Here is a 26,958-nt window from a genome sequence, read left to right as displayed (position 1 = left end):
GTGGGGTTTTGAGCAAATACCCAGCGGCCTGAAACGCGGTCCCAAGGCTCAATTAATTCCCGTGGCGAGGGAGCTTGCTCCCGCTGGGTCGCGAAGCGGCCCCAAAACCTGTCGAACGCGGAGCATCAGGTACTCCGCGTTCGCCGGGTTACGACTGCTTCGCAGCCGAGCGGGAGCAAGCTCCCTCGCCACGGGAATCTGCAGGGCTTAGACTCTTAACACTTTCCCGCAACCACCGCCCAACGGGCGTATCTACGTCGGCGCGCCGCGTACGTTTTTCGTGCAGGCGAGCGTGGGGTTTTGAGCAAGTACCCAGCGGCCTGAAACACAGTCCCAAGGCTCAAATACAATCCCGTGGCGAGGGAGCTTGCTCCCGCTGGGTCGCGAAGCGACCCCAAAACCTGTCGAACGCGGAGCATCAGGTACTCCGCGTCCGCCGGGTTACGACTGCTTCGCAGCCGAGCGGGAGCAAGCTCCCTCGCCACGCGAAATCTGCAGGGCTTAGACTCTTGACACTTTCCCGCAACCACCGCCCAACGGGCGTATCTACGTCGGCGCACCGCGTACGTTTTTCGTGCAGGCGAGTGTGGGGTTTTGAGCAAATACCCAGCGGCCTGAAACGCAGTCCCAAGGCTCAATTAATTCCCGTGGCGAGGGAGCTTGCTCCCGCTGGGTCGCGAAGCGGCCCCAAAACCTGTCGAACGCGGCATCAGGTACTCCGCGTTCGCCGGGTTACGACTGCTTCGCAGCCGAGCGGGAGCAAGCTCCCTCGCCACGGGGAATCTGCAGGGCTTAGACCTTCAACACCTTCCCGCTGCCCGCCACCGCCACCAGCGACAGCGCAATCAATCCGAACGCAATGGCCAGGCTGCTGCCATGGGCGACAAAACCGATCAGTGCCGGCCCCGCGAGGATGCCGGCATAACCGATCGTGGTGATGGCCGGCACGGCGATGGCTTCGGGCATCAGGGTCTGTTTGCCGACGGCGGTATACAGCACTGGCACGATGTTCGAACACCCGGCGCCGACCAGCGCATACCCCAGCAGCGCCGCTTGCCACATCGGTGCGAGGGTCGCCAGGAAGAAACCTGCTGCGGCGATCGAGCCGCCGTAGATGATCACGCGCTTGGCACCCAGGCGATGCACCACCGAATCGCCTGTCAACCGGCCGACGGTCATGGTCAGCGCAAACGCGGCATAACCCAACCCGGCGTAGGCGGTATCCACCGCACGCTCGGTGGTCAGGAACACCGCACTCCAGTCCAGTACCGCGCCTTCGGCCAGGAACACGATAAAGCAGAGGATGCCGATGAACAGCACCACGCCATGCGGAATGGCAAACGCCGGTCCCGAGCTTTCACTGCCGTAGGGCAACAGGTGCGGCGCGGCCTTGAACAACGCCACCAGCAGGACCGCGTTGACCACCAGGGTTGCCGCCAGCGGCGAAAGCCCGAGGCCGAGCAGGGCGCTCACGCCGGCCGCGCCGATGATTCCGCCGAGGCTGAACATGCCGTGGAAACCCGACATCATGGTCTTGCCGCTGGCGCGCTCGACGATCACCGCTTGCAGGTTGACGGTCGAATCGACGGTGCCGAGCCCGGCGCCAAACACGAACAATGCCGCCACCAACCAGGGCAAGGAACTCATCGACGCCAGTAGCGGCAACGCCAGGCAGATCAGGATCGTACCGCCACTGAGTACCCGACGGCAGCCGAACCGCGTCGCCAGCGCACCGGAGATCGGCATCGCCAGGATCGACCCGACCCCAAGGCATAACAGCAGCAAGCCGAGGGTCCCTTCATCCAGGTTCGCCCGCGCCTTGGCATAAGGCACCAGCGGCGCCCAGGCGGCAATACCGATTCCGGCAATGAGATAGGCGATGCGGGTGGACATCTGTTCCAGGCGTCCGGGAACAAAAGTGGGCGGGGGTGTTATGGCAGTCATGAAACGTCCTTGGCTTTGGTGCGGTGCGGTGATGCAGGCAGGGGCCTATGCTTGCATATCCACTGACCGCACCGCGACCCCAAGGTGCCGACCCGATGTTCCCGTCTGGAGCAGGCTTTGCTCCTGCCGGGCTTGCCGGCATAAAGTAACGGTTCTTCCTGGCCTGTTCGGACCTGATGCATGACGCAGTGCTACAACGCACGCGGCAACCTCTACGGAGTCGTCTCACCGCAGCAGGTGCGCGCCCAGGGCATCGGCCTGCCGTCGTCCGCCGCCGAGGCGGCCTTGTTACGCCAATCCTGGGCCGGCGCCGCCGTGCAGGCCTTCTGCGCCTGGGCGCCGGGGGAGGCGCCGCCGGATGCCAAGGCTCATCGCAGTGATGGGCTGCTGGTCGGCCCGTTCCAGGACACGCCGCCCTTCGACCTGCTGATCGTCAATACCGACGGGACGCTGGCCGAGCGTAGCGGCAATGGCCTGACGATTTTTTCCCTGGCGCTGCAAGAGCGGGGGTTGCTGGTGGGCGATGACGATTGCGTACTGCAGGTTCACCACGACAAACCCGACGGTATCTCACCGCTGCGGACATCGGTTCGCGCGGCTGAACTGGGCGGCGTCCCAGGCTTCTGGCTGAACCTGGGGACACCGCTGTTCGGGCCCGCTGCCGTGGGCGCTCAAGGTGTAGCAGCGGTGACCTTCAACCAATGCGCGGTAAGCCGGGTGCCTGCGCTGCATAGCTTGAACCCGGCGTGGGGCAACAGCCAATTCGTGCGCATCGGCAATCCTCATTGCGTAACGCTGGTGGATGACGTGGAGGCGTTGCCAGGTCTTGCGCAGATGCGCGCCGAGGCGCTGTCGCAAAGCCTGACTAACATTGCCTACGCAGCGCCTGGCGGGGCGGGGATACCTTGTCCGGCGGGCGTCAACCTGCAATGGGCCTGGCGCGCCGCCGACGGACAAATCGCCGCCCGGGTGTTCGAGCGGGGCGAAGGCCCAACCGCGTCCTCCGGCACCAGCGCCAGCGCCGTCGCGTGTGCCGCGTGGCGGGTGGGCTGGGTGCAGGCCGGGACGGTGAGCGTCATGATGCCCGGCGGTACTGCGCCAATCCTGTTGCAAGAGCGGGAGGGTGAGTTGGTACGGGTCAGCCTGTTTGGCACGGCCAGCGCCATGCGTTAGGCGTCGATGGCGGTAAAGGCCGGTGCAACCCCGTCCCACTTTGCTGTACTGCTTAAAGTCGCCCGGTCGTCTCGTTGGCCGTGCCACTGGTGAATGAAACGTTCGGCCCTGGCTGCCAACGAATCTCCGCAGAGTCCTGGCGGCGAACCATGCACTTCCATTCCACTTGTTGCTGCGCAGGCAGTTGGATAACGCTGCTCCGGCGATTATTGGAGCCCTCCAGCGGCACGGCGTGGCGAGGATCCCACGCCCCCAGTTCCAGGGACGACCCAATGGCGAAGACGCTTTCGCCGGGCTGAGCGCCTGGGTTGTCGCAATGAAAGGTGACCGAAACCTGCGGCGGTTCGGCAGGGATGCTCCAGATGCGGATGGCGCCGTTGTCCCACTCCAGTGCCGCTGCCTGCATCCCTTGAGGCAACTGCTGGAGATCCGACTGCAGGGCGATCACCAGGGCTTTTCGGCTGCCGCTGGTAGTCGCCACCAATCCCGAGTAATTGGGGTGGAAGCGGATTGGCGAGTCGGCGCGAATGCCCGCATCCTTGCGCAACTTGATCAGCCGACGAATCAGCTCATCCCGTTGCCAGTCGTACATGTGAGCCCAATACACGGTCGGCGTACCGGGGCTGCTGAGAATGTAGGCGTAGGCCTGGTTGATCAACGCATCGGCGACCGGCCAGTGATGTTGGCCGCCATAGGCGCCGGGTGAGTAGCCGGTGTCGTGGTTATCGACGAAGGTGACTGCGATTCGGCGCCAGGCCGGATCTGGATTGCCATTCAAGCCATGGCGCCATTCGGCAATCGAACCGTTCTGCATGCGCTCCTTGAGCGCGAAGTCGAACACGGTGCAGTGTGAGCGATCCGACCAGTCTTTTAATACTTCCTGCCAACTTGCGCCGTGCCGCCAGTCACCCTGTGGATATTCGTTCGGGCTTTTCCAGTTTTCGCCGACACAGAACTGTTGGCTGCCGAAGGCCTCCATCCACTTATCCACCGTTTCGGGAGCGTAACCCCGGACGAAGTCGAAGCGCAGGCCTTGCGCGCCGTAGTTGTCGCGCAGGTTGATGAACTCATTCTTGAAGGTTTCAGCTACTCGCTGGTTGCCGGTATTCAGATCCGGGTCGCCCTTGTCGAATGCGTCGCCTTCATCGCATGCAGGGCGGCAGTCCTGCCGCCACTCCCCGCTGCCTCGAACAAACATCGAAGGGCCGTCTCGTTCAGCCATGTGATTGGGCACCACGTCGTAGATGACCTTGACCCCGGCCTTGTTCAGCGCGGCCGCTGCCTGACGCAGCTGTGCGTCGGTACCGTAGCGGCCGTCCTTCTCGAAGCTGTGCCAGAAGTAACCTTCGCCGCCCCCCGAAACGGTCCCGTTGTTCCAACTTGATTGATCCGCCCATGGCGGTGGCATCCAGATGGCGGTAAAGCCGTCGGCGCCAATCGTGTTGGCCATGCGCGAGAGCACCGGGTACCACTTTTCCGTGTTGCGGCTGGAGTTCCAGTGAAAGCCTTGCAGCAGGATTTCCTCTGCGCTGCCATCACGCACGGTATCGATGGTTGCAGCCATCGCTGGCAAAGCTAAAACAATGCCCAGCAGCAAGCCCGGCAGTGACGTCCTTTTCATGGCCGTTTCCTCAAGTGATCGGTGATGATCACTTTGAGGCGGGCTCGGAGCGCGGTCACCTGTCAGACCTGACAGGTCGATGGTTTTTTTCTTGGACTCGTTGCCGTTGGTTCCGCTACGTCAACCTGCCCGGGGGGGAAACTCCACCATCGGCATCTGCCGCTTCATCAACACTTCACCATTGCGAATCGAGTAAAGCGGCAGGCCCTGGCTGCGGATCACTTCGTAGTCGCTGTCGGCCGAGAGGATCAGCAGGTTCGCCGGGCGTCCGGGTTCCAGTCCGTAACGTTCGCCCAGGGCCATGGCCTTGGCGCTGTTGTCGGTGACCAGGTCCAAAGCGCTTTGCAGGTTGCGGTAGCCGAGCATATGGCAGATGTGCAGCCCGGCTTCGAGCACGCGCAGGATGTTGCCATTGCCCAACGGATACCACGGGTCGACGATCGAGTCCTGGCCGAAGCAGACGTTCATCCCGGCTTCGAGCAGTTCATTGACCCGGGTGACGCCACGGCGTTTAGGGAAGTTGTCGAAGCGTCCTTGCAGGTGAATGCTTTCGGTGGGGCACGATACAAAGCTGATGCCCGAGTGCCCGAGCAGGCGGAACAGCTTGGCGCAGTAGGCGTTGTCGTAGGAGCCCATGGCCGTGGTGTGGCTGGCGGTGACCCGGGCGCCCATGTCGCGGCTGCGGGCCTCTTCGGCGAGTACCTCGAGGAAGCGCGAGTGCGGGTCGTCGGTTTCGTCGCAATGCACATCCACCAGGCAACCGGTGCGCTCGGCCAGGTCCATGAGGAATTTCACCGAGCTGACGCCTTGATCGCGGGTGTACTCGAAATGCGGAATGCCGCCCACCACGTCGGCGCCCATGCGGATGGCTTCTTCCATCAGTTCGCGACCGCTGCGGTAGGACTCGATGCCCTCCTGGGGAAACGCGACGATCTGCATGTCGACCAGATGACGGCTTTCCTCGCGCACTTCCAGCATTGCCTTGAGCGCGGTGAGCGTCGGGTCGGTCACGTCGACGTGGGTGCGCACATGCTGGATGCCATGGGCGGCGAGGGCCTGGAGCGTCTTCCTGGCGCGGGTTTTGGTGTCTTCGTGGGTGATGGTGGCCTTGCGTTCGCCCCAGCACTCGATACCTTCGAACAGCGTACCGCTCATGTTCCAGCGCGGTTCGCCGGCAGTCAGGGTGGCGTCCAGGTGAATGTGCGGCTCGACGAAGGGCGGCACCACCAGGTTGCCGCCGGCGTCGAGGTCTTCGGGGCCCAGGCTGGGGGCCTCGGTCTGGCGGGCGATGCTGGCGATCAGGCCGTTTTCCAGGTGCAGTTCATGCAAGCCTTCGCGGTTGCGCAGGCGGGCGTTGATGATGTGCATCAAGCGAGTCCTTTATAGGTCTTGTAGAGGCGCGTCAGCGGTGCGAATGCCCATCACGCCGATCAATAGCACATACGTTAGCGCGCCGGTGGCGATTCCTACCAGCGGCGCGACCCAGGGTGAATTCAAGGCGGCCACCGTGCCGACGCCGTAAGCACACAGCCCGGGCCAGTTGAAGGCCGGCAGTTGCGCCGCGGCCAGGCGCGGATAGCGACCACGCCAGCGGAAGAAGAAGTCGGCCATGATCACCCCGCCAATCGGTGGGATCACGGTGCCGAGCAGGATCAGGTACGGCACCAGCAAATCGTACATGCCCAGCAGCGCCAGCAGCGTGCCGATCACCGCGCCGGCCAGTGTGACGGTCTTGCGTCGGCGGGTGCGCAGCAGGTTGCAGCCGGCCACGGCAAAGTTGTAGATCGTGTTGTCCTGGGTGCTCCAGATGTTGAGCAGAAGCATCGCCATCGCCGCCATGGCGAAACCTTGCAGCAGCAAGACTTCGACCACATCGGGCTGCTGGTAGACGATGGCTCCGTAGGCGCCGATCAGCACCATCAGGCCATTGCCGAGAAAAAAACCGATCAGGCTGGCCAGCACCGCGACCTTTGCCGAACGGGAAAAGCGCGTCCAGTTGGTCGCCTGGGTGGCGCCGCTGACGAACGTGCCGAACACCAGCGTGATCGCGGTCGACCAGTCGAGGCTGCCGGTGGGCACTACCGCGAGCAGGCCATCGAGGCCGCCGACCTGCTGCGTGGCAACCCACATCGAGAGGATCAGCAACAGCAGCATCGCCGGGACGGCGACGTACGAGAGGATTTCCAGTCCGCGATAGCCGATGTAGGCCGTGGCGCAGAAGCCCAGCCCGAACAGCACCATCAACCCGAGGACGGTGCCCTGGCTCAATTCGAAATACTTGCCCAGCACCACCGCCGCGGTGGCCGTGCCCCAGGCGTACCAGCCGATCTGGGTGAAGCCCAGGATCAGGTCGCTGAGCTTGCTGCCCACCTCGCCAAAACAGAAGCGGCCCATCAACACCGAATTGAGCCCGCTCTTGAAGGCGATGTAACCCAGGCTCGCCGCGTACAGCCCCAGCAGCAGGTTGCCGATGACAATCACGCCGAGCATCTCGGCGAAACCGAACGCCACGCCCAACTTGCCGCCGGCGAACATGGTCGCGGTGAAAAAAGTGAAACCCAGCAGCACCATGGCCGTGGAGGCCAGGCCCTTGCGGGCGTGCATCGGGACTTCGCTCAAGGGGTAGTCGTTACCGGGATCGTTCTGAGTCATGTGGCGGTCCTTGCGGAGGAGGAGGTGTCGCAAGCGTGCAGCGGCCGTGCCAAACGAGTGATTGCCGGTTATTTATAGCCAACGGGTGGGTCGGGTGGGCTTCGAGGAGCAAAAGCGGTGCAGGGAGTGGATCAAGTTGGAACACGGATCGTGTTACCCAGAAGTACCTTGTGGGAGCGAGCCTGCTCGCGAATGCGGTAGATCAGCCGATGACTATGTGACTGATCGGACGCTTTCGCGAGCAGGCTCGCTCCCACAAAAGGTTGTAGGGGGGCCCTCAGGCAGGCGAGTGCGACGGCAAAAACCGCAGCACCGCCGCGACGATCGCTTCCGGCGCGTCCTCCTGGACCAGATGCCCGGCATTCGGTACAGGATGGAACAGCGCCCCCGGGATCATCTTGTGCAACGCCCGGCCGCGCTCGATGGGGATCCACTGGTCATCCTCGCCCCAAAGGATCTGCGTTGGGCAGCGCACCTTCGGATAAAGGTCCTGGACCTCGTCGGTGTAACGCTCGTCCATCTGCGCAATCTGCCGGTAGAGCGCGGCCTGGCCGGTTTCGCCGAGCCAGGGCTGGACGTACGGGGAGAGCTCTTCATCGGTAATGCAGCGCTTGATCGCGCCCCGGATATAGGTCGGCACGATGGCCCGCTGGATGTAGTCGGGCAGGCCGCTGAACGCCGCTTCGTGCTGGCGTACGTGTTGCACGAACGCAGAGCCCCAAGGCGACAAGGCTACCGGGTCGATCAGGGTCAGGCTGCGGTAATCCTTGCCATCGAGCAGATGGGTGCGCAGGGCCGTGGCGCCGCCAAAGTCATGGGCGATGACGTCCGGGCAATCCAGCTTCCAATGCTCCAGCAGTCGGGCAAGCAGCCGGTTTTGAACGCCGAGGGACACGTCTGCATCGGGTTGCGCGGATTGGCCATAACCCAACAGGTCGAAGTAATGAACCTTGTGCGTGGCGAAAAACAGCGGGGCGATCCGGTGCCATACATAAGAGGAGAACGGCGTGCCATGGACAAACACCAACGGCGGGCCGTCGCCGTGGATGGCGTAGCGGATGGAGTGCCCGTTGAAGTCGTATACCTGATCCAGCGGCCAGTGGGTCATGATGGTGTCCTCTTGGTAGATCCCAACCAAGGAGGATAGACACAAAGGCCGCCAGGTTCATTCGCCGTGGTAGATGCAGCCGCTGGTGCAGGTCTCGTGGATGCGGATGGCGCTGAGTTCCGGCAGCAGCGGCTTCAACTCGTTCCAGATCCACTTGGCCAGGACTTCGCTGGTGGGGTTTTCCAGACCGGGGATGTCGTTGAGGTAGTTGTGGTCCAGGCGCTCGTAGAGCGGCTTGAAAATCGCCTTGATTTCCGAGAAGTCGCGAATCCAGCCGGTGTGCGGGTCGATGTCGCCGCTGAGGTGGATCGCCACCTTGAACGAGTGACCATGCAGGCGTCCGCACTTGTGGCCTTCTGGCACGTGGGGCAGGCGGTGGGCGGATTCGAAGGTGAACTCTTTGAAGATTTCCACGGTGTGACCTGTAGGGGTTGATTTCAGCGGGTTCTGATGGGTTGTCAGTATCTGGTGTACTGATCAATGTACTGATTGGTCGTTGCTGGGCGTGATTGAGGTCATCCATTCAGCGATTGCCGACTGGCGCCAGGCGACCGAGTTTGGACCTATTCTAACCTGTTTTGGGAAGGTGCCCTCTCTGATCCTGCGATAAACAGTGTTTCGGCCCAGGCCGGTGGTATGAAGCACCTCGTCGAGGCGCAGGAAACGGTCAATGCTTTCGGTCATTGCTCTGTTGTTCATGCCTTTCTCCCAGCTTCGCGCTGCGCCTTATTCCAGCCGTCTGTCCATTTGCGCTTGGAGGCAGGCGACGTGTCGTTTTCCGTTTCGAACGGGTTTTGCTTGATGCTCACGCCCTTGAGGAAGGCCGCATACCCCTGCTCGAACGGGTTGAACTTCTGGCCGTGCAGTTCTGCAGTTGCCATGTGTGTGCTCCATGCCGCGCGTGGCGGCAGAAGGTGGTTATTGGGTGGCTTTGGCGATGGCAGCCCGGACGACCTTTAGATACTGGCCATCAACCCCGACATAACCCATGGATTCGCAGCGTTTCTGAACGCCCTTGAGCACCCCGACGATTTCGTTGCGCTGGTCTTTCAGCTCGATCAGCGCCTGGCGGAGTTGGCCGGCGTCTTCCATGCATTCTTCTGCCAGAATTTCGAAGTGCTCGACGGGCTCCCAAGGCGATGGGATAACGTTCGTTACCCAGTCGTGCCAATGCTCGACGCTTTCACCGCGCGCAATGCGCTCCTGTTTCATGCGCTCCCCAAGCTCGCGCAGCTCCTGTGCTCTTTGCTCGGCATCTTCTTTGTTGAGGCAGGGGTATTGCTCACCGGGCCCGACGCTGTGGATTGCCCAAAGCTCAACCTTTGGCTCCGCCAATGCCTGTCGGAAAGCGCAGACTTCCTGACAGAGCGAGGGACCGCCCTGGGCAATATCAGGATGGCTCTCCAGCAAGGCCAGCGCTCGCTCGACCATGCCGCGCTCGAGGTTCACCACTTCGGCGGCCGGCGTAGGCGGCTTCGTCAGGGCTTCGATGATTCGTTCTATTCCGGACATACGAATTCCTCGCCCGCCGTTCACCGGCAGGCTGTAGGTGGATTGGGTTAGGCTGTTGCGAATAAATCGATTTGCGGTACCGGGGTATCGCGGATGGCGATTGCGTCGGTGATGCGCTGGTGTGCGATATCGAGGTAGCCGAGGCGGTTGCCGTTCTCGTCCAGGTCCTTCTCGATACCGATGAACCGGCGGCCCAACTGCATGCAGGCCACACCAGTGGTGCCGCTACCCATGCTGTTGTCTAGCACCACCTGGCCGGGATGGGTGTAGGTGCTGATCAGGAAGGCCATCCAGGCCACGGGCTTTTGCGTCGGATGAAAGCTGCCTGTCTGCTTGTCGCTGGAGAAGAACTGAACCGAGCGCGGGTACCGCTCTGTCGAGTCGTACTCAGTCAGGGCCAGGGCCTTGCCGTAGCACTCCGAATTGACCGTCTTGCGCTTGGCCGTCTTCCGCTCATGCCCCCCCGACATCTGCGGGTTGTACACGGGCTGCTTGCGGTAGAAGACCTGGGCGCTTTCGTGCGCTCGAAGCGGCTGCTTCTTGGAGTTGAGAAAGCCCGTGGCGTTGCCTTTCTCCCATATCCACTCATACCGGTAGAGCTTCGGATTGCTCGCCACCAGCATCGAGGCGAACGGCTGGGCCGCGCACAGCAAAATGGCGGCCTCGGGCTTGGCGATCCGCAGGTATTCACGCCAGAGTGGCTCGAGCGGGATGATGGTGTCCCAGGTGCATTGGGTCGATCCGTATGGAAGGTCAGCCAGCACCATGTCGACACTGGCGTCCGGCAGTTGCTTCATGACATCCAGGCAATCGCCGAGATAGAGCTGATATTCACTCATGGCCTAGGCCCCCTGTATATCAGGTGGGCCATGTAGAGCAGGGGGAGGATCATGGCGTCACCTCGTTTCTCTGCTGGCGTTCGAAGTCTTCCGCCGAGCTTGCGCATCCTTTTGCCTGGCAGCCATGCTCATGGCAGGCGGTTTGATTGCAGATCGATCGGTAACCGGAGCCGCCACAGAGGCTGCAATGGGAGCCAGAATGCGAAGGGCACCGGTATACCTCGCCGGCTCTCCCGTGCTTCTGTAGCCGCGGCGGCAACATGCCGGTTCCGGCGTCGGGGACGCATAGCTGTGGCTCCTTGCCCATCGGGCTTTTGGCTCGCTCAACGAGCGCCCGCCACTGCTCGGCGTCCTTGCGCAGTTCCTGGTTCTCGTCCCGGAGTCGGTCGATCTCCTTCTTCAGGCGCATCGCGCAGGCGTACTTCATGCCGTTGCGGGCTTGGTCGAGGTCGTCCAGTAGGGCCCTGACTGCGGCGGGGTTGGCGGCGGCAATGAAGTTCAGCGCCGCGTAATACGCCTCATCCTCCACGTCATGTCCTGCATCAGCATCCAGCAGATGCCGGGTGTAGCCGTCATCCTTGAAGTACAGAGAATCGTTTTCGGCGATCCACGGACCGCTCGGCGCAGCCTCTGCCAGCCGCCTCAGTTCGGTGTTGTCAGTCATGGCTCAACCCTCCGAAAGGTAATCGCCCAGACCCAGGGGTTGGCGTCCCATGCACCCGGGCCATTGATGGAGCTCCATAAGTCGCCGAATGCTTCTTTGGCCGTTGACCATGGCGTGACGAGGTTCCCAGGGCCTTCTCGACTTACCCATGTACCGCTGCCGTCGCGCATCAGGCGGACGCCCTCGGACCTGGCCTGCTCCTCGCTGATGTCCTGCAACCGCTCGACGCGGACGGCGGTGATCTCCAGCAGGATGCGGCACGCGGCCCGAGGCATGTGAATGCTGGGTTTGTACTTCAGGCCGAAGTCTTTCCTTGCCTCGTCGCTGTGGGACCCGGGCCGGCAGTCGGCAGCGTAGGCGTAGCGCTGGAGCGGGCCGTCTGGGTCTGGGCGATGCTCAACGCCCGTCCCGCGCAGATCAATGAAGGTCTCTCGCACCCACAGCCGGTCGCCGGGCTGGCCGTACGGGCAAAGTCCGTTCGCTGAGTGCACAACGAACTCCGGCACGAATTCTTCCAGCCATTTCAGCGCAGTGCCTTTCACCGGCCGGCGCGTGACGGTCTTCAGATCTTCCAGGATGGCGCGCACCATCGGCGCCGAGAACAGGATTGGGCGTTCCTTTATTTGAGACATGAGTCGTCCTTGCCGCTATAGCGGCTGACTTGATGTTGAGATAGGCTGCGCAATGCAGTTTTTCAAGGGAAATGTATGGAATACCAGAATCGACTTACTTGCTTTATCGATCTTCTAGGGTTCAAAAGCGCAATCGATCAGTCTCTTGAAGAACCGAAGATTGCCGAGTCACTATTTGAGTTATTTGAGCAATTCAGAGGTGCGGAATTAGAGAAGGTTGTTTACGGAACGGTGCCTTACTTATCTGAGAACGGCTTGATTAGCGCTGCTGATCATCATGGAGATCAGATTGTTGACGTCATGGATAAGCATTTTGACTTAGTTGTTACTCAGTTTTCAGACTCCTTTGTGATATCTGCACCAGCCAATAATCCTGCATCCTGCAATTTGTTGTTTCGCGCCCTAAGGCTTATAAATGTACAATTTTTCTTTGGGCTGGGGATGTTGATGCGGGGCGGAGTTTCGGTCGGAAAGCTCGTTCATAAGCGGGGTGGTGCTCTATTCGGGCCCGCTATGAACGAGGCGTACGCAATTGAGAGTAAAGCTGCCATTTACCCTCGCGTTGTTGTTTCTGATCAGGTGTTTGATTTCTATAATAAGACTTTGATACTCGCAGCGCCCGCTCCTGAGGAACCCTTCATAAAGCGGGGGTTTGATGGAGTTCCTTACTTTGATCTCGTCTCTTGCTTTGTTGACATGCATGGGTTTAGGGGAGAGCGCTCGAAAATAAGTGATCAATTCAAAAGGGTTGAAGAAGACATCCTAAAGTCCTCTAAGGCATCTCATCCCAAGATCGCATATCTACTTCATCAGTGGTCGCTATATGAAAATAGGTTCACTGACGAAGAAGAGCCCAAAGCCATGAGTTAAGCGGCAACGCTTACCGTAGTTTTCATTTGCCACGGATCATTCGCCCGAGCGAGCGCTGCCATCGGCGGCGGGCTGACGCTATTGCCGCACATGTGAACCTGCTGGGTTTTGGTGAATGGCGTGCCGTCTGCGCCGTGGCTGATGATGTAGTCAGCGGGGAAGCCCTGAGCCTTGTATAGCTCTGCCGGTTGCAGCATCCGCAGGCAGATGTCGACGATCACGTAAGGCGTGCCTTTGATGGTGACAGTGACCAGACCAAGCCGATCCTTGGTGGTGATGGTTGGCGCTGGCGCGTCGGCGGCGCTCATGTTTTCGGTGCCGTAGTAGCTGATCAAGAATGCAGCGACCCGCAGCGCGCCGGCCTCAACCTCTGGCGAGAGCTGCAGCTCGACCAGCGAACTCTTGCCGCCACCTCCCGCCGTGATGGTTGGCGCAGGCTCGTCTACACCTTGGCCGACGCTGGCGCCGAACTGGCGTTCCATGAAGGCAGTGACCAGCCCGTGGTGAGTGCCGCCGGCGCTGACGGTGTGCAGCGGATCGGTTGTGTCTCGCGCATCACAGTTGCCGCGCAGGTGCACCAAGTTCGCCGTCACCAGCTGCTGCTGGCTTCCGGTGTTGGTCACCGTGGTCATCGGATCGTCGACGCTCTTGGCGTCGGTGGTGTTGAACCCGCCGTTCATCTGGGCCATGAATACCGTTGAGATTCCCATGGCGTGGGCGGCGCCGGCGGGACGCTTGTAGTCGCCGCCGCTGGTGATGGTCGGCAGCGGCTCGTCGAGCGCCTTGCCTTCGTCCGCGAACCGGAACTTCACCAGGTGCGCGGCAGCGAGCGCGCGGTGACCACGCGTCATCAAGGTGCCGAGAGGCTTATCCGCAGCTACCGGATTTCCGGCATATACCGGGCCACCGGCACCGACCAGCACCGGACTGATCATCGTCAGCTCGCCGCGATTCGCGCAGGTAACCGTCGGCAGCGGTGCGTGTGGATCGTTTACGCGGTCGCTGCCCTGATGCGTTGCTGGCGCGATGATCGGGCTCGCCATGGCGAACGATCCGCCGCGCGGCCAAGACGTCACGGTGCGCAGTGGATCATGCGCAGACTGGACACTTTCGCCGGACCAGTTCGCGATCGGCACGATGAATGGGTCAGCAGCATCAATCACGAACTTCTTCATGCCCTTGGCGATTCGGCGCAGGGTTGCCGGTGCCAGCGGTTTTGCCCGGTCGAAAATGCTTTTGCTCGGGATGGTCCAGTCGATGCACTCGGCGGCGGTGCGCCACTTCTTTTGGCCCTTGGCCGGGTTCTTCGCGTGGGTTGGCTCTGGCCACACGATCGGCTGGCCGTCGCAACGGGCGATCATGAACAGTCGCTCGCGGCTGGTCGGCGCGCCGAAGTCGCAGGCTTTGATTACTCGCCATTCAACGGCGTAGCCCAGGCGCTTCAGCTCGGCGACGAACACAGCCCACGTTTGCCCGCGACGCTTCGGGTCAGGAACCAGGAACTGCTGGTGAACCGGTACGACTTCGCCAGGCTCGGCAATGGCGCCGCCCAGCTTCATGACACGGCCGGTCGACTTGCAGCGCTTAGCGATCAGCGGCCCCCACTGGAGGATCTGTTTCACGTTCTCCAAGCTGATGACGCGAGGCTTCTTTTTGCCGGCCCACTTCAGGCCGATCCACGACAGGTTCCGAATCTCGCGCTTGCGCGGCTGGCCGCCGGCGGCCTGGCTGTGGTGCGTGCAGTCCGGCGACATGTGGAACCAGCCCACGGCCTTGCCGCCGCACTCGGTGTCCGGATCACCGTCAAACACGTCGGTGGTGTAATGCACCGCGCCCGGGTGATTCACGGTGTGCATGCTGATCGCTTGCGGGCTGTGGTTCTTCGCGACATTCACCGCGCGCCCCAGCCCCATCTCCAGCCCGGTACCAGCGCCGCCGCCACCGCAGAAGAAGTCGACAACGATCTCATCGTCCTGAGTGCTGAAGCCGAGTCCGTATTGAGTTTTGAAATCGAAGGGGTGTTTCTTCTGTTGTGCGGACATAGGGGATCCTCGCCGGCTGGCGTGATTTAGGTTTTGGATTTCTAAAAAATGTTTTCGCGTCGCGGGTTAGATAGACTCTCTAACTAATCCAGAGAACGGAGGTGTGGTATGGGATCGTATTTAGAAAGTGCGTTGGCGAACATCAGTCGTCATGAACAGATGATTGATGGTTGTAACGGGCGCGTTAAATGGGCTGCAAAAAATGCAGTCTTCCATCTCAAGATGGCTGCGGAACTGCTACATGTAGACCCGTTAATTTCCGCATTTCGCGCTATATGTGCTGAAGAGGAGGCGGCTACAGCCCTTATCTTCTCGCTTAAACGGCTAAATTACGAAGGTGCATCGAAGATCCAATTCAAAAGTCATCAAGATAAGCAGGCTGTAATATTTTTCATTCATGCGATGAGAGAATGGGTTAACGATTTCAAGGCTGAGGTTAGCCAGTTTTTCTCAGATGCACGCTTGTATCCCACGGAAGTAAACGGTCGTCATGCTGTTGGTATTTACCTGCCATTGGTCAACACAGATAAAGCCGTACATCCGATTCCACCGCTTTCTTTGAATGTTCAAGGGAATAGCTCTTGGGATGAAATTATCAATCGCATCGTCGCGAAGAAATGCGATTCAGACTGTTTTATCGGATTGAAAGAATATGTGGAAAAGCGTGCGAATTTCAGAAACGAACTCCTGTACGCTACCGATAAAGGTATTCCATCTTGGAAAGTTGGAGCAGAAGAATTCGTTGCGAATCAATGCGGGATTGTCGAGGCCCTGCTTTTCTCCATCGGACTCATAGATCCATGGGGTGGAAAAGACAAGGATCGCTCGCCGATCGTCGAGTCGTGTATTGCAGTGTTTTTAAAATCATTCAGGCTCCCTAAGAAGGCTCAAGTATCAGCCATCGACGTTTAAACCGTGGCTGCCCCCTTTGGGTTCGATCGCTCGAATTGTCTTAGGGCTTTTCGACTTCGTCGTCAGGCTCTGGCGGATCATCGGCCAGCGACTTCATGCCGGCGGCCTCAATAAGTCGCGACACCTCTTCTGTAATGACGAAAGGTGTCGTGACACAGCGAAGCATCTTGGTCTGCGTTTCGAAGTCGGCGGCGATCAGGTTCATCAGCAGCAGCTGGTAAACCTCCTGCTGGTTGTTGATGCCGTGCGCTGCCATGACGCGCTTGAGGTCGGGCTTGAAAACCCCGGCCACCTCAACCGTAAACTTCTCGACGCCCAATGCAGCGTCCTTGGCTGCAGCCTTCTCGCGCTTCCTGCGCTGCTTGATGGCTTCCGCTGTCGGCTGCGGCTCTTCCGTCAGGAGCTGCTGTTCTTCGGCCATGGCCTACCTCTTCAATTCCACTGGCCGGCAGTGCCAGCCAGGTCTGTCGTTTGCGTTGTTGGGTGCGGGCTATGCGAGGCATGAAGTGCAGCCACGTTGCGCCTTGGGATAGTCGATGCCGTGGGTGGCAAGGATCCGCTCCAGGGTCTTGTTCGCGATCCCGAGCTTTCCGCAAACCTGGCGCCGAGTGATGCCGATCTCCAGGAAGGCCCTGATGCGCTCGGCAAACTTGGCGTCCCTCGCTTCCATGTGCTCTTTGCGGTGAGCATCGTTTGCACCGCCGCGAGTCGGCCGCTTGAATGTGAGGTCGTGTTCTTGAGCGATGTTGTAGAGCTTTCGCCGACTGATACCCAGAATCTCAACGATTTGAGACTGGGTATGCGTGGGAGCCATTTCGCGGATCGTTTCGATCTGCTTCATGCGCTCCTGCTGGCGAATGTCCGTTGCGGTCAATGGCGGCGGGGTTGGTTCGACTCGGCGTCGTACGAACGGCTTGGGCGCCGGCGGCATCTGGTTGCTGTAGGTAATGGGCTTTGGCTTGTAGCCGATCGGCTCGGCCTCTTCGATCTTTCCGCCGGCGGCCAGGTATTGCTCGGCCTGGGCCGCCAGTTTCTCTCGTTCCGGCCGAAGGGCCTCGACCATGCTGAGGTGGTTGCTGATCATGCTGCGATCCCCAGTACTTGATTCATGCGGTCATCGAGGATTTCGTAGAACGTCTTCACCCGCTCCGAGAGCTTGCGGATCATTGCTTCGTCGCGGTACGCGCGCTTGATGAACAGCGGCATTCCCGGCCAGTAACAGACGAAGTCGATCCATTCGCGCTCCGAGATCCACAGGCCGCCCTGGCATTGGGCGACGTGTTCTTTTGGGATTTCGCCGGAGAGGATTACCTCGACCTGAAACTTCGGCAGCTTGGTTTTGATTTCCGTCAGCCCATTCGGTCCGACAAGCGAGTCGGGTGAGTAACCGGCACCATGGTTGAGGATGATCGCCACCTGCTTGGTTTCGACTTCCTCGCGCTGCTCATACAGCTTGCGGGCAACACCTTCCAGTTCATGGCCTCGCTCCGTGTGCCGATTTCCCTGGAAAGGGTCGGCAGCCTCGCCGGTGATGCGCTCGCCGATGAGCGTGTTCATGTAGGTGAAGGCGCCGGCGCCAAAGCCGGCTTTGCCTTTCCCGTTGACCAGCAGGCATTCCAGCTCAGAGCAGGTGACGATGCCCAGTCGCAAAGCCAGCCATTCCTGCGAACCCTGCTCGACTTCTGTGATGATTTGCATGGCCGTTACCCCGCTTGCTGGGCCGCTTTGGCCGCTCTTGAGATTGAGTTATTCAGACCTGCCACGACGCCATCGAATGCGGACTTAGCTATCTGTCCGGGGTCGCCATACATTTTCTCGAAGTTGGCGTGGACAGCCTCGCTGCATTTATCCAGCAGCGCCTGAATCTGCCGCGCCTGGGCAGGCGTGACCAGTTGTTCAGATGACTCGACATATCCGTCGTTGTCGTTGTCGTCTCCGCTGGTGATATTCAGCAGGGCGCACATCACATACCGCTTTCCATACGTTGTGGTCGAACCAACCGACTGAACAGCACTGCGCCCGGCGCCAGTATCAAGGGGCAGGATCATTGTCGTTTCTTCGCGGTGCCCGGCCTTGTGCATCAGGATTCCAGTGACGCTCACACCGTTGGGCTGGTTCACAATCTTGAAGGAAACGCCAAAGCCGAACTTAGCCATGACCGGACGGACCGCGTAATTGATGTCGTCGAGGTCGGCGTACATCTTTTTCGTGTGGGTGTTCTCGGTGCGCTTTTCGACAGAAGGCATTTCACACTGCATTTCAGCGAATGCTGCGTTGAAGGCTTCGAGCGCACTTTTGGCTTCCATTCGGTCTTGAAGCTTGATCAGGCGTTCCAGCTTGTCCATGTCGCACCGTGGGTCGAGAGCAAGCCGGCTGATAGTTGCCAGCATGCTGATCTCTTGGGGCGGATGGGCGAGCATTTGGCTTTCACGCTCTGGAGGCATGATGATTTCGGTAGACATGGCGACCTCAGTAGCTGATTGAAATGGCGGGGATCTTGCGCTGCGCAATCAGGGTGATTGCCTGCTTGGCGCATTCCTCGGTCATGCCGCCTTCAATGAAAGCTTCCAGCGCGGCGCGGTTGATCTGCTTTTTGTGTTCCAGGTCGGCCTCGCGCGCCTGCTGCTGGCGGAGGATTTCGGCAGCCGCTGCATCGGCGCGGCGGCGCTCGTCGGCACGCGCTTGCTCTGCGGCCTGTTCGGCGCGTTTTGCTGCGGCTTGGCGCTCCTGCTCGGCACGTTGCTCGGCGGCGATGCGATTCGCTTCCGCCTGCTCTGCCGCCAGTCGAGCCTGCTCGGCCTGCTGCTCAAGCTGGAGGCGCTGACGCTCGGCCTGTGCCTCTGCTTCGCGGGCAGCTTGCTCGGCAGCACGTTGCGCGGCGGCAGCCTGATCAAGCAACTCTTGCTCGCGGCGGGCGGCGGCTTCTCGTTCGGCCTGTGCGCGCTGCTCCGCTTCGCGGCGGGTGCGCTCTTCAGCTTCCCGGGCGATCTGTGCATCCCGATCGCGCTGCGCCTGTGCTTCGGCTTCGGCGCGCAAACGGATCAGTTCGGCCTGCTCAGCTTCGTACCGCGCTCGCTCGGCGTGCAGGGTGCGCAGCTTGATCAGCGTTTGGTCCTTCACCTGGGCGGCTTCGGCCAAGAACTCTTCCCAGCTATCGCCGATTTCGAGCAGTTCGAGGTCGGCGATGATGCGGGCCAAGTGGTCGGACGTGGGCGCCGTTTCGAAGATGGCGAGATCCTCGATGCGCTGGATCGCGTCGACGTGAGCGTCCGTCCGGGCTATCTCGGCCTGCTCCCAGTCCGTCAGCGGCTGGCGAGTTGCGTCACGCAGCGCGTCCATCTTGTTCACGAACTCGCGCAGCTCGGCCTCGACGACCTTCGGCATTTCCTTCAGGCGTTTGAGGTAGTCGCGGCCTGGCTTTTCCACGGCTGTCTTCGACTTGCTAACCTTGGCGGCCAGAGAGGCGATTCGCTCGCGGCCTTTGCGAGTGGTCAGATCTGGAACCTCGGCGGTGACCTCAGCGGCTACCGCGTCGAAGAACTGGCCAAGGCCGCCGGCGACATAGATGGCCGGTGCGTTTTCTTCGCTGATGTCGTCAATCTTGATGACTTGCTGTTGTGCGGACACGGGGAATCCTTGCCGCGACGTGCGCAGCTCTTGAAGTTGAAAGTCAGGAGGTGATGCGGTCGGCGAGGGCGCTGAGCAGCATCAGAAGGGTGAAAACGCCGATGGCGGAGAACGATCCGCGCCAGATCAGCGTACGGCGGGCCATCTGCCGGCTGGTCATCGGAACACGTTGTAGGTAGTGGAGCGCGGCGCCTGGCAAGTGCCTTGGCCATCGCGAACGACGCCGTAAGCGCCTGCGCCGGCGATGAGGATTACGACGAGAAACCAGTAAAATAGATTCATGGTCACGACCTCAGTTGCTGTAACACCAGTTCATGCAGTGCTGTGCCGTCGCGGCTCATGCGCTGCCCTCGGAGCTGCCACTTTTTCGTGCTTGGCCAGCAATCGATCATGCGACCATCCGGAAGCGTCAACACGACGTGATAGCCGTTGTTGTGTCGCTTGTGGGCGAGTCCGGTACGGGCCAGCCAGACATCAAAGCGCTGCATGGCCTCAGCCTTCATGCGCTTTTTATGGCCTTCAGAGTTTGGCTCGCTGCCTTCACCGCCGCAGTTCCTGCAAGCCCGTGGGTATCCGACAGAATCGCCTATGAGCTGGCAGCAACTCATGCAGTGACTGCCATCGTCCACGTTGTCTTCGTAGAAGCTCACGACCGAGCCCTCACCGCGATGCGTCCGCCTTTCATGGTCACCGACAGGCGCTGCGGAAGGCTGTCGACCAGATCCTCGCGCTTGCGGCCGATCACTTCATTGAAGGGCAGGCCGAAGCCGAGAATCGCGATGCGGCGCTCGATATCGTCGAGCTGTTCATCGACCAGCGTTTTCACCAGCGGGGTTGTCATGCCGAAACTCCTTTCAGATGCGTGTTGCGCTCGACGAACTTGGCGTCCAGCGCATCCCGATAACGATTGGCGGTGCGGGTGTCGATGATCTCGGCGAATTCCGCCATTTCGATCATGCCCATGACGAAGGTGCGATCCGGTACCGGAGTGCAGGACTTGTGCATCTTCGCGATCTCAAGGCCCAGCCGGGCCAGTGCTACCTGATTGCTCATAGGTCGTTGTCCTCGGCCTGGGCGATCAGCGCGTCATCGACAAGGGGTCGAAGTAGGCCCTCTGCGATTTCGCCGAGCTTGCCCAGCGGGTGTTCGCTGGGGCCGAGTAGTGCAGCGGCGGCAGTTTTGTCGGATTGCCCGCTCGCTGCCGCTATCACCAAATAACCAAGGGATGCGGTGAAGATCTCGCAATCCTCAAGCCTTCCGTTGACGTGCTCATCGACAGCCATTGCGAACTGGTGCGAGGTAACTGTTTTGACTGGATGCTGGCGCCTTTGAAAGGCTACATTGCTGCCGTACCGCACCAACTGCTCGGTCGCGTTGTACAGCCACTCAGCCCGAGCAACCTCCCGAGGGCTCTCGCTCACCATCGGAGGCAACTGGCCGTCGTGCATGGCCTGACAAATCTTCAGTGCTGCGTTCATGATTGCCTCCAGGGTGGCGGGTCAGTCGGTGGGCGGGGTGATGAATGGCTGCCAATGGGTTACGCGATGCTCGAAACGAGAGCCGTCCGGGTAGCGCCAGTCGATGCCGTTCCAGTAAAGGAAGCGCGAGCCATTGGCGAACCGCTGTGCTTCCTTGGCTGGCGTGTAGGCGATGACGTGGTGCTTTCCGCCACGCTTTGGCAGCTCCGGCAGCCGCTCCGAGCACTTGATCCAATCGCTCATGGCGACCTCCAGTGTTTGGGGTTAGGCGGAACGGGCGGCGAGCATGTCGTCGGCCATGCGGAAAGCAACAACCGAAGTCCGTAGTCCGTCGGCGCCAGTGATGGGCCAGTTGTTAGCGATCATTGCCTGCATGGCCTTGGCCGCGAAGTAGTCACGCAGGCTCATGCCGGACAGATCACGCTTCGTTTCGGCGACTGTCGACGGCTGAAAAATCATGTGGTCGTAGTCCGCGACCGGGAAGGCAGGGCCTCCGTCTTCTCTGCTCATGACTCTCTCCATCTGGTTGATCCAACAAATTCCGGCTGCACACGATCCTTCCGCTGGTTGCCGTTGGGCGCGGTGTCATGTGCATGCGGGATTGGTCGGGGGAGGGGGTTCCGCATGTGCGGGCAGAATCCAATTGATCCCCGGCAGGTAGGGTAAGGATTCGGGCCCCTGCCGTTTGATGCGGTGATGCAGGTGGGCGGTTATAGGCCGCAGCTTCGTCCGCATTGGGGTGTGATCTACGCGAGGTCGTCACCTCCGGCTTCGCCTGCCGCCGCGCTTTGTCGACGGTGCTCAGTGGCTGGTCTGATTACGAGTCAGGTGCCTTGCTCCGCTGTAGATCACACCCCGATGCGCTCTCATAGAGAGGATCGGGCAGTTATAGTCAGGGCTGACTTCGGCGCTGGTTGTTCAGTTGAGGTGCATGGCGAGCATTGCGCGATCCATGATCGCCAGCTCGGCAGTGCCGTTCATGATGCGGCGCAGCTCAGTCTCGCCTCCTGCAATGCCGGAGATTGCCGCCACTACGCTGAGGCGGCCCTTGCTGTCGGCGTTGCGCAAGGCCTGTCTGATGCGTTCGTCCTGCTTGCTGTCTGTCAGGTTCATCGTCTTGCTCCGTTGTTGCTGGCTTTCAAATACCTCCCGGGGTGTGAGAGGCATTTGTAAAGCCAGATGGCCGACCTGAAACAGCAGGGGCCATCTGTGCCTTTCAGTACGGCTTTTCAACCTTGCCTTGGTCTTGCAGGCTTTTGATGTGAAACAGGCCGTCCAGCATGTTGTCCATCTGCTTAGCCAGTTGACCGCGCAAGCCGTCCTTGAGAGCCCCGGTGACTGAGTTCACGCTTGTCTGCATCTGCTTGCTGAAGTCCTCGGCGCACACCTGGGTCATGATGTATTCAGCCCGGGTAACTGCGTTGTAGTCGCTGGATGCCGTCTTGCCGGTGCGCGGATCAACCTTTGCCGACCAGTAAGCGTTCACCGTTTTTTCAAGCTCTTTGCGAATGGTCGTGGCCGGACCTTCCGGCTCGCCCCAGGTGTTGACGCGGCGATATTCACGTTCGAACGAACCGCTGATGGTTTCGTTGATTGCTACTTCAATCTGCGCACTCACGCGCTCGTTGAAAATCTTGTCGATGCGCTTCTTCAGTTCCGCCGCAACCAGGCCGGAAAGGTCGTCGCCGTCGCGCAGCAGTTCATCAGATACCTTTGCCACGATTGCGGTTTTCAAATCGTCTTCGTTGATGTTGAGCATTTTGTGACTCCCGTTGATTTCCAATGCCGCCTCATCGAAGCGGCATCAGAAATATGCGGTCACGCTGCAAGTGCATTCAGCTTATTGCGGCAATCAGTCATCTCGGCATAGCAGCGGCTGGCTTCGGCTGGGTCGCCTTTGCGAAGTGCCTGGATCGCCCAGCGCTTCCACTCAGAGATGAAGAAGCGGAGATCCATTGCGATGGCGGCGTTCTCAGAAATGAACTGACCTTTCTCATTGCGGTAAACCATGGTGAATCCCTCCCGGTTGATTTTCCGGATGACCCTGTCGCCAAGGTCATCGAGGAAATCTGTGGCGCCGTGACCCGCTACTGGCGTCGGTCACCGGCTCAATCAAGTTGTTCCTCCAGCCGCGGGCCTTTCGGCTTGTTCTCCCGCTGGATAACTGTTCTTGGCGCTTTACGCTGCACGCCCGGGTCAGTTGCCAACCCTCTGAACCGTTAAGGCCGGTTCATCGCTGCCTTTGAATCTGGGCCGGTGGTAATCCGGCAAGGGGTGGAGCTAAAGAGCGGTTGAGGCTTGAGGGCCTCCGCAGGGCCTTAAGCGCTGCGATGGGTGTAAATTAGCAATCGCTAATTAGCACGTCAATAGCAATTGCTAAATTATTTGCACATGGCAATCCTTCCGCGTCCGGCTGGTCCTGTTTAGGTGGTTACATTTCGGTAAGAGTCGGGCTATGATCTTGCTTTCACTGTATGAATATACAGCTATAAAAAGGAGGATTGTGAATGGCTAAGAAGCAGGCTAAACCGGTAGAGCGGCAGGAAATGAGCGGAATCGAACGGCTTGGCCTGAGGGTTTCATCAATGATTAATCACCCGATCGCGCAAGATCAGCGCTGGGTGACGATCCACCGCTTGGACACGGACGGCGACCGGGAGTGGGAGCAGGTGATGGGCTTGCTGTCCGAAACGGACGGCATCGAAATGACGTTCAACGACGATGAGTCGGTGACCCTGAAGTGGGAGGAGTCCTCAGAAAACGACCATGAGGTCGAGGTTCCTGACGAATTCATGAAAGTGGAGGAGGTTGCGCCATTCTGACAGGCACAAAAAAGCCCGCTCCGATGGCGGGCTTTTGCGGTTCACGCGATAGCAGTGCATTCCTGGCTTACAGTTATGGCTTGAATAGCCAGTCGCGCGATTCTGCATTCGCCCTGAGGATTTTCGCTTTCTTCTCGATTTCTTTCTTTTCGAATTCACTAAAGTCGATCAGGACATGCTCCGGAAACTCGTCCGGATCAGATACGGCGGGGAGCCCCAGCGCATGGCATTCTGCCGTAGTTATAGAAACTACACCTGCCGAGCGGCAATCTTCCCTGGCAGTGAAATGGGCATACGAAGCCTCTGGCGTGATCAAGCTACCATCGTACGAGGAGAGTTTCTTATCATCTTTCGGAGTTGGACGAAAAACCTGTGAGGTGATTTTTCCATCCTGCACAAAGCTGGGGTGAACCTGTCGCAGCAACTGAGTTTGATCATCCATTACACTTCACCCTTTGCTGCTTTGGAAATGAAATCTATCAGCGAATCGACGTCAGCCCTTGCTTCGAGATTCAGCTCCATGTACGTGTCTGCGCCATCCTTGATGTTCAGCCCATGCAGCTCGGCCGTTTTGTTTTGTGGAATAATTTCCAGGCTAAGGTCTTGGTTGCCTGTTCTCCATTCAAACTGGAAGCCACCTTCCGCAGTAGGATAGATAAATGGTGTCGGCAGCGTGGCCGGGTATTGATCCCTAAAAAATGACTCTATCCAGTCAAACTCTTCAGGACTCGGGACCACGCCGCGACCATCAAGCCAGCCGACTCGTAAAAGTCTGAGCTCATCCAGTCGTGCGAGTGGATCATTCAATTCGATGATCACTGCGTCCTCAATTAGGTCCAGGGAGTGAAGCTTTTCCATGCGGTCAAATCGACCAACACCCGATACAGATATTTTCAGCCCCTCACGAAACCCCCGCGTAGCCTCAAGGATGGTGTCGAGATGTATTGCATCCATCTTCGCGGTGATCTTTTTTCCATCAGGCAGGAGGAGCTCGAAACTCATTTTCGCTTGATCTATCTCAGGCACCAAGCCGCGGACGGTCACCTCATCCGTGAGGATCTGATTCTGTGACGCTAGCAGCAGTCTGCGCCGAGTTAGCTTTGAAAGCCTAGCAGGCCTATCGGTTCCCGGTCGAAACTCCAGAATCTCCCCGTCACGTAAGCCCCTGCCAAATCTGTCGAAGTACCCGAGTAGCGTTGCGGGGATGTGCTCTGTAATGGGGGTTCCGCGCTCGGCGGCGTCTATGGCGTTACCAATAGACTGTACCGCCTGGAAAAAATAATCCTCATTAGCGGCTGCAAAAAGACCTGCGGTAGGGTCATTGTATTCAATCACGATGTTGGGGACAGCGCTTCCTTCCCCGACCGACGACAGGTTTATCGACAAGTGATCCGTAAATCCCTTCGGCGTCCGAACCCGACCGTGCTGTTGGACGAATTTCCATTTAGCAACGGCCACGACGAACTCTTCGAGCGCTGCGAGATCTTTTAGCAGCTCTAACGGGATCGTGTGGTCATCAAATCTTGCGCCGACGAGTCGCGGTGCGACAAATGGCTTCTTCATATGACGTCCCTATCTCAGGTTATAACTTGTTTTTCGCGGCGCAAGCGCGCACTGCCACGTAACAGCCCATCAAATTTCAGGCCTTTCGCCCGTTCCAAATGAACAAAACCTTGGCGTGGATCGTCACGTCGTCGATTCGGGCTGTCTGATTTTCGTAGTGCTGATTGTCTGAGATCAGCCGGTAGTTCTCCTCGTCCAGGCGCATTACCCGCTTGATGTACAGCTCCTGGTGCCAGGTCAGGACATAGATACCCTCACCGACGAAATCCCGGACGCCCTTATCAACGATCACCAGATCCTTGTCATTGATGGTGCCTTCCATGCTCTGGCCCCAGCCGTTGATCATGGCCAGCGAAGCAGCTGAGGTGTAGGTGACGCCCTTCTCGCGCAATATCTCCTCGCGCACCACCAGGTTGCGAACCACCTCTGTGTAATCCGGCGGCACTTGTCCGTGGCCCATGGCTGCGCGGATGTCGTACTGCGGAATCAGGATTTCGTCATTCGTAGGGCGAAGGCCGGAAAGGCTGGCAGGCAGGAAATTTGTCGGGCCGCTATCTGGTTCTTCAGCTGCGGCCACGATGCGATCCCGTGCCTCGCTGGAGAATCCCTTCACTTTCGACAAGGACAACTTCAGCTGCTCAATTGCCGAAAGCCCGGGCTTCGCCGGTACTGACACTTCCGATCGAGCAGGGCTTACCAGGCTCCCAGCAGCCAAGCCGATTTTTTCTTCCAAATTAGCTGCAGCCTTCTCGCCGAGGTTTCTGTGCCCGTTAAGAATCTGTGACAGATAGGACGCGTCCAGGCCGTGCTGATTTGCGAAATCTTTCTGTGAGGCCCCGGCCATCACGGCCTTCAGGGCATTCACTCGTAGCTGATTTATATCCATCCGCAGATCATCGCTTCCGTTTAGCACTCAGTAAATTACGGTCTGCTATTGATTGGTGCATTAGCAGTTGCTAATCTTGCAGCAATACGGAGGTGCGCCCATGAATCTGCACGACTACATAAAGCCATTCGATAAACAAACACTCGAGAAATTTGCCATCAGCTGCGGAACAACCGTCGGGCAGCTAAAGCAAGTCGCTTATGGCTACCGGCGCCCGGGCGCAGCTCTCGCTATCAGCATTGAGCGTGAGTCCGCGCGGTCGGTGACCTGCGAAGTCATGCGCCCCGATATCGACTGGGCCTATCTGCGCAGTTCTGAGCCGTCCCAATCCGCCGCTTAAACCCATTCATCAACCAGGAGCAAACCCAGCATGTACATGGACCCCAATCAAAAGCGCGCCATCCCGGTGAAGGTTCGATTCGAACCAGTGCTTGATCGGATTCTGCGTAAAGCCGCAACCAAGACCCGCATGCAGCACGCGACCTACCTGTACGAAATCATCGAGTGGGCCGTAGCCAACGGCGTGATCGAGGAACTGATGCAGGACAAACAAGAAGATATCGCGGGCTGAAGCCCCTTTGGAGGGCCAAATGACCGTAGAGCTTGAAAGGCT

General features: G+C 59.5%; 37 protein-coding genes. 6 read left to right on the top strand and 31 right to left on the bottom strand.

All coding sequences use genetic code 11. From position 1 onward, the window contains the following. Window positions 1–792: 792 nt before the first annotated feature. Entirely contained in the window at window positions 793–1,944 is a 1,152-nt protein-coding gene (locus J3P89_RS19765; RefSeq protein WP_305495870.1) for an MFS transporter, read from the bottom strand. A 180-nt stretch (window positions 1,945–2,124) separates the two neighbouring features. On the opposite strand from J3P89_RS19765, the gene J3P89_RS19760 reads away from it, so the two are divergent. Further along, window positions 2,125–3,117 (top strand): diaminopimelate epimerase, encoded by a 993-nt coding sequence (locus tag J3P89_RS19760; protein WP_434695402.1) that lies wholly within the window; start codon window positions 2,125–2,127, stop codon window positions 3,115–3,117. Window positions 3,118–3,169: 52 nt separating this feature from the next. Here J3P89_RS19760 and J3P89_RS19755 read toward each other — a convergent pair whose 3' ends face one another. The 11 genes from J3P89_RS19755 to J3P89_RS19705 form a co-directional block, all read right to left on the bottom strand. Continuing rightward, on the bottom strand, window positions 3,170–4,738 hold the full coding sequence (locus tag J3P89_RS19755) for a glucan 1,4-alpha-maltotetraohydrolase domain-containing protein (protein WP_434695401.1): 1,569 nt from the start codon (window positions 4,736–4,738) through the stop codon (window positions 3,170–3,172). A gap of 120 nt (window positions 4,739–4,858) precedes the next feature. Further along, on the bottom strand, window positions 4,859–6,106 hold the full coding sequence (codA, locus tag J3P89_RS19750; RefSeq protein WP_434695400.1) for a cytosine deaminase: 1,248 nt from the start codon (window positions 6,104–6,106) through the stop codon (window positions 4,859–4,861). A 12-nt stretch (window positions 6,107–6,118) separates the two neighbouring features. Continuing rightward, complete coding sequence (gene codB, locus J3P89_RS19745; RefSeq protein WP_434695399.1) at window positions 6,119–7,390, bottom strand: cytosine permease; 1,272 nt, start codon at window positions 7,388–7,390, stop codon at window positions 6,119–6,121. A 277-nt stretch (window positions 7,391–7,667) separates the two neighbouring features. Then, entirely contained in the window at window positions 7,668–8,498 is an 831-nt protein-coding gene (locus J3P89_RS19740; RefSeq protein ID WP_434695398.1) for an alpha/beta fold hydrolase, read from the bottom strand. 57 nt (window positions 8,499–8,555) lie between these two features. Then, on the bottom strand, window positions 8,556–8,912 hold the full coding sequence (queD, locus tag J3P89_RS19735; RefSeq protein ID WP_025212792.1) for a 6-carboxytetrahydropterin synthase QueD: 357 nt from the start codon (window positions 8,910–8,912) through the stop codon (window positions 8,556–8,558). Between the two features lie 63 nt (window positions 8,913–8,975). Then, complete coding sequence (locus J3P89_RS19730) at window positions 8,976–9,197, bottom strand: helix-turn-helix transcriptional regulator (protein WP_434695397.1); 222 nt, start codon at window positions 9,195–9,197, stop codon at window positions 8,976–8,978. Next, window positions 9,194–9,379, bottom strand: a complete 186-nt coding sequence (locus J3P89_RS19725) for a hypothetical protein (RefSeq protein ID WP_434695396.1) — start codon at window positions 9,377–9,379, stop codon at window positions 9,194–9,196. The genes J3P89_RS19730 and J3P89_RS19725 overlap by 4 nt, the downstream gene beginning before the upstream one ends. Before the next feature lie 37 nt (window positions 9,380–9,416). Further along, complete coding sequence (locus J3P89_RS19720) at window positions 9,417–10,010, bottom strand: hypothetical protein (RefSeq protein WP_434695395.1); 594 nt, start codon at window positions 10,008–10,010, stop codon at window positions 9,417–9,419. A gap of 47 nt (window positions 10,011–10,057) precedes the next feature. Further along, on the bottom strand, window positions 10,058–10,849 hold the full coding sequence (locus tag J3P89_RS19715; protein ID WP_434695394.1) for a DNA-methyltransferase: 792 nt from the start codon (window positions 10,847–10,849) through the stop codon (window positions 10,058–10,060). Between the two features lie 49 nt (window positions 10,850–10,898). Beyond that, the gene (locus J3P89_RS19710) at window positions 10,899–11,513 is read right to left on the bottom strand and encodes an ead/Ea22-like family protein (RefSeq protein WP_434695393.1); all 615 of its coding nucleotides are present in this window, start codon (window positions 11,511–11,513) and stop codon (window positions 10,899–10,901) included. Further along, window positions 11,510–12,145 (bottom strand): hypothetical protein, encoded by a 636-nt coding sequence (locus J3P89_RS19705; protein ID WP_434695392.1) that lies wholly within the window; start codon window positions 12,143–12,145, stop codon window positions 11,510–11,512. The genes J3P89_RS19710 and J3P89_RS19705 overlap by 4 nt, the downstream gene beginning before the upstream one ends. Before the next feature lie 75 nt (window positions 12,146–12,220). Here J3P89_RS19705 and J3P89_RS19700 point away from each other — a divergent pair, with 75 nt between their 5' ends. Next, window positions 12,221–13,015: a hypothetical protein gene (locus tag J3P89_RS19700; RefSeq protein WP_434695391.1), complete on the top strand. Its 795-nt coding sequence runs from the start codon at window positions 12,221–12,223 to the stop codon at window positions 13,013–13,015. Here J3P89_RS19700 and J3P89_RS19695 read toward each other — a convergent pair. After that, window positions 13,012–15,057: a DNA cytosine methyltransferase gene (locus J3P89_RS19695; protein WP_434695390.1), complete on the bottom strand. Its 2,046-nt coding sequence runs from the start codon at window positions 15,055–15,057 to the stop codon at window positions 13,012–13,014. The two genes, J3P89_RS19700 and J3P89_RS19695, sit on opposite strands and share 4 nt — an antisense overlap. Before the next feature lie 108 nt (window positions 15,058–15,165). Here J3P89_RS19695 and J3P89_RS19690 point away from each other — a divergent pair, with 108 nt between their 5' ends. After that, window positions 15,166–15,969 (top strand): hypothetical protein, encoded by an 804-nt coding sequence (locus tag J3P89_RS19690; protein WP_434695389.1) that lies wholly within the window; start codon window positions 15,166–15,168, stop codon window positions 15,967–15,969. 40 nt (window positions 15,970–16,009) lie between these two features. On the opposite strand, the gene J3P89_RS19685 is transcribed toward J3P89_RS19690, so the two are convergent. The 15 genes from J3P89_RS19685 to J3P89_RS19615 all read right to left on the bottom strand — a co-directional run bounded on the left by J3P89_RS19685 (window position 16,010) and on the right by J3P89_RS19615 (window position 23,084). Further along, complete coding sequence (locus J3P89_RS19685) at window positions 16,010–16,390, bottom strand: hypothetical protein (RefSeq protein ID WP_434695388.1); 381 nt, start codon at window positions 16,388–16,390, stop codon at window positions 16,010–16,012. 69 nt (window positions 16,391–16,459) lie between these two features. Continuing rightward, complete coding sequence (locus tag J3P89_RS19680; RefSeq protein WP_434695387.1) at window positions 16,460–17,053, bottom strand: hypothetical protein; 594 nt, start codon at window positions 17,051–17,053, stop codon at window positions 16,460–16,462. Continuing rightward, window positions 17,050–17,667 carry a lambda exonuclease family protein gene (locus J3P89_RS19675; RefSeq protein ID WP_434695386.1) on the bottom strand — a complete coding sequence of 206 codons (618 nt, stop codon included), beginning with the start codon at window positions 17,665–17,667 and terminating at the stop codon, window positions 17,050–17,052. The genes J3P89_RS19680 and J3P89_RS19675 overlap by 4 nt, the downstream gene beginning before the upstream one ends. 5 nt (window positions 17,668–17,672) lie before the next feature. Beyond that, window positions 17,673–18,431, bottom strand: a complete 759-nt coding sequence (locus tag J3P89_RS19670) for an ERF family protein (RefSeq protein ID WP_434695384.1) — start codon at window positions 18,429–18,431, stop codon at window positions 17,673–17,675. A gap of 7 nt (window positions 18,432–18,438) precedes the next feature. Continuing rightward, the gene (locus J3P89_RS19665; protein WP_434695383.1) at window positions 18,439–19,596 is read right to left on the bottom strand and encodes a hypothetical protein; all 1,158 of its coding nucleotides are present in this window, start codon (window positions 19,594–19,596) and stop codon (window positions 18,439–18,441) included. Between the two features lie 156 nt (window positions 19,597–19,752). Next, window positions 19,753–19,878, bottom strand: coding sequence for a hypothetical protein (locus J3P89_RS19660; RefSeq protein WP_434695382.1), 126 nt, complete (start codon window positions 19,876–19,878; stop codon window positions 19,753–19,755). Window positions 19,879–19,880: 2 nt separating this feature from the next. Beyond that, on the bottom strand, window positions 19,881–20,246 hold the full coding sequence (locus tag J3P89_RS19655) for a hypothetical protein (RefSeq protein ID WP_434695381.1): 366 nt from the start codon (window positions 20,244–20,246) through the stop codon (window positions 19,881–19,883). After that, window positions 20,243–20,437 (bottom strand): hypothetical protein, encoded by a 195-nt coding sequence (locus J3P89_RS19650; protein WP_434695380.1) that lies wholly within the window; start codon window positions 20,435–20,437, stop codon window positions 20,243–20,245. Before J3P89_RS19650 ends, J3P89_RS19655 begins: the two co-directional genes overlap by 4 nt. Further along, window positions 20,434–20,649, bottom strand: coding sequence for a hypothetical protein (locus J3P89_RS19645; RefSeq protein WP_434695379.1), 216 nt, complete (start codon window positions 20,647–20,649; stop codon window positions 20,434–20,436). Before J3P89_RS19645 ends, J3P89_RS19650 begins: the two co-directional genes overlap by 4 nt. Beyond that, window positions 20,646–21,074 carry a hypothetical protein gene (locus J3P89_RS19640; RefSeq protein WP_434695378.1) on the bottom strand — a complete coding sequence of 143 codons (429 nt, stop codon included), beginning with the start codon at window positions 21,072–21,074 and terminating at the stop codon, window positions 20,646–20,648. The genes J3P89_RS19645 and J3P89_RS19640 overlap by 4 nt, the downstream gene beginning before the upstream one ends. A gap of 21 nt (window positions 21,075–21,095) precedes the next feature. Beyond that, on the bottom strand, window positions 21,096–21,317 hold the full coding sequence (locus J3P89_RS19635) for a DUF551 domain-containing protein (protein ID WP_434695377.1): 222 nt from the start codon (window positions 21,315–21,317) through the stop codon (window positions 21,096–21,098). 21 nt (window positions 21,318–21,338) lie between these two features. Continuing rightward, entirely contained in the window at window positions 21,339–21,584 is a 246-nt protein-coding gene (locus J3P89_RS19630) for a hypothetical protein (RefSeq protein WP_434695375.1), read from the bottom strand. A gap of 408 nt (window positions 21,585–21,992) precedes the next feature. Beyond that, window positions 21,993–22,187 (bottom strand): hypothetical protein, encoded by a 195-nt coding sequence (locus tag J3P89_RS19625; protein WP_434695374.1) that lies wholly within the window; start codon window positions 22,185–22,187, stop codon window positions 21,993–21,995. A 103-nt stretch (window positions 22,188–22,290) separates the two neighbouring features. Further along, a complete protein-coding gene (locus J3P89_RS19620) occupies window positions 22,291–22,833 on the bottom strand; it encodes a hypothetical protein (RefSeq protein WP_434695373.1) in 543 nt (180 codons plus the stop codon). Window positions 22,834–22,892: 59 nt separating this feature from the next. Further along, window positions 22,893–23,084 carry a hypothetical protein gene (locus tag J3P89_RS19615; protein ID WP_434695372.1) on the bottom strand — a complete coding sequence of 64 codons (192 nt, stop codon included), beginning with the start codon at window positions 23,082–23,084 and terminating at the stop codon, window positions 22,893–22,895. Window positions 23,085–23,581: 497 nt separating this feature from the next. On the opposite strand from J3P89_RS19615, the gene J3P89_RS19610 reads away from it, so the two are divergent. Beyond that, complete coding sequence (locus J3P89_RS19610) at window positions 23,582–23,896, top strand: DUF1654 domain-containing protein (RefSeq protein WP_434695371.1); 315 nt, start codon at window positions 23,582–23,584, stop codon at window positions 23,894–23,896. A gap of 73 nt (window positions 23,897–23,969) precedes the next feature. Here the strand turns inward: J3P89_RS19610 and J3P89_RS19605 are convergent, their stop codons facing one another. From J3P89_RS19605 to J3P89_RS19595, 3 genes are all read right to left on the bottom strand, one after another. Further along, on the bottom strand, window positions 23,970–24,338 hold the full coding sequence (locus tag J3P89_RS19605) for a hypothetical protein (protein ID WP_434695370.1): 369 nt from the start codon (window positions 24,336–24,338) through the stop codon (window positions 23,970–23,972). Then, entirely contained in the window at window positions 24,338–25,459 is a 1,122-nt protein-coding gene (locus tag J3P89_RS19600) for a hypothetical protein (protein WP_434695369.1), read from the bottom strand. Before J3P89_RS19600 ends, J3P89_RS19605 begins: the two co-directional genes overlap by 1 nt. Before the next feature lie 76 nt (window positions 25,460–25,535). After that, window positions 25,536–26,345: a S24 family peptidase gene (locus tag J3P89_RS19595; RefSeq protein ID WP_434695368.1), complete on the bottom strand. Its 810-nt coding sequence runs from the start codon at window positions 26,343–26,345 to the stop codon at window positions 25,536–25,538. A 100-nt stretch (window positions 26,346–26,445) separates the two neighbouring features. Here J3P89_RS19595 and J3P89_RS19590 point away from each other — a divergent pair, with 100 nt between their 5' ends. Next, the gene (locus J3P89_RS19590) at window positions 26,446–26,685 is read left to right on the top strand and encodes a transcriptional regulator (protein ID WP_434695367.1); all 240 of its coding nucleotides are present in this window, start codon (window positions 26,446–26,448) and stop codon (window positions 26,683–26,685) included. 30 nt (window positions 26,686–26,715) lie between these two features. Beyond that, the gene (locus tag J3P89_RS19585) at window positions 26,716–26,916 is read left to right on the top strand and encodes a hypothetical protein (protein ID WP_039012569.1); all 201 of its coding nucleotides are present in this window, start codon (window positions 26,716–26,718) and stop codon (window positions 26,914–26,916) included. Window positions 26,917–26,958: the final 42 nt, after the last annotated feature.

It is taken from the genome of Pseudomonas sp. Z1-14, assembly GCF_051132005.1.
Classification (GTDB): Bacteria; Pseudomonadota; Gammaproteobacteria; order Pseudomonadales; family Pseudomonadaceae; genus Aquipseudomonas.
The sequence above is the reverse complement of the archived record's forward strand: the minus strand, read 5'-3'. Positions and strand labels throughout refer to the sequence as shown.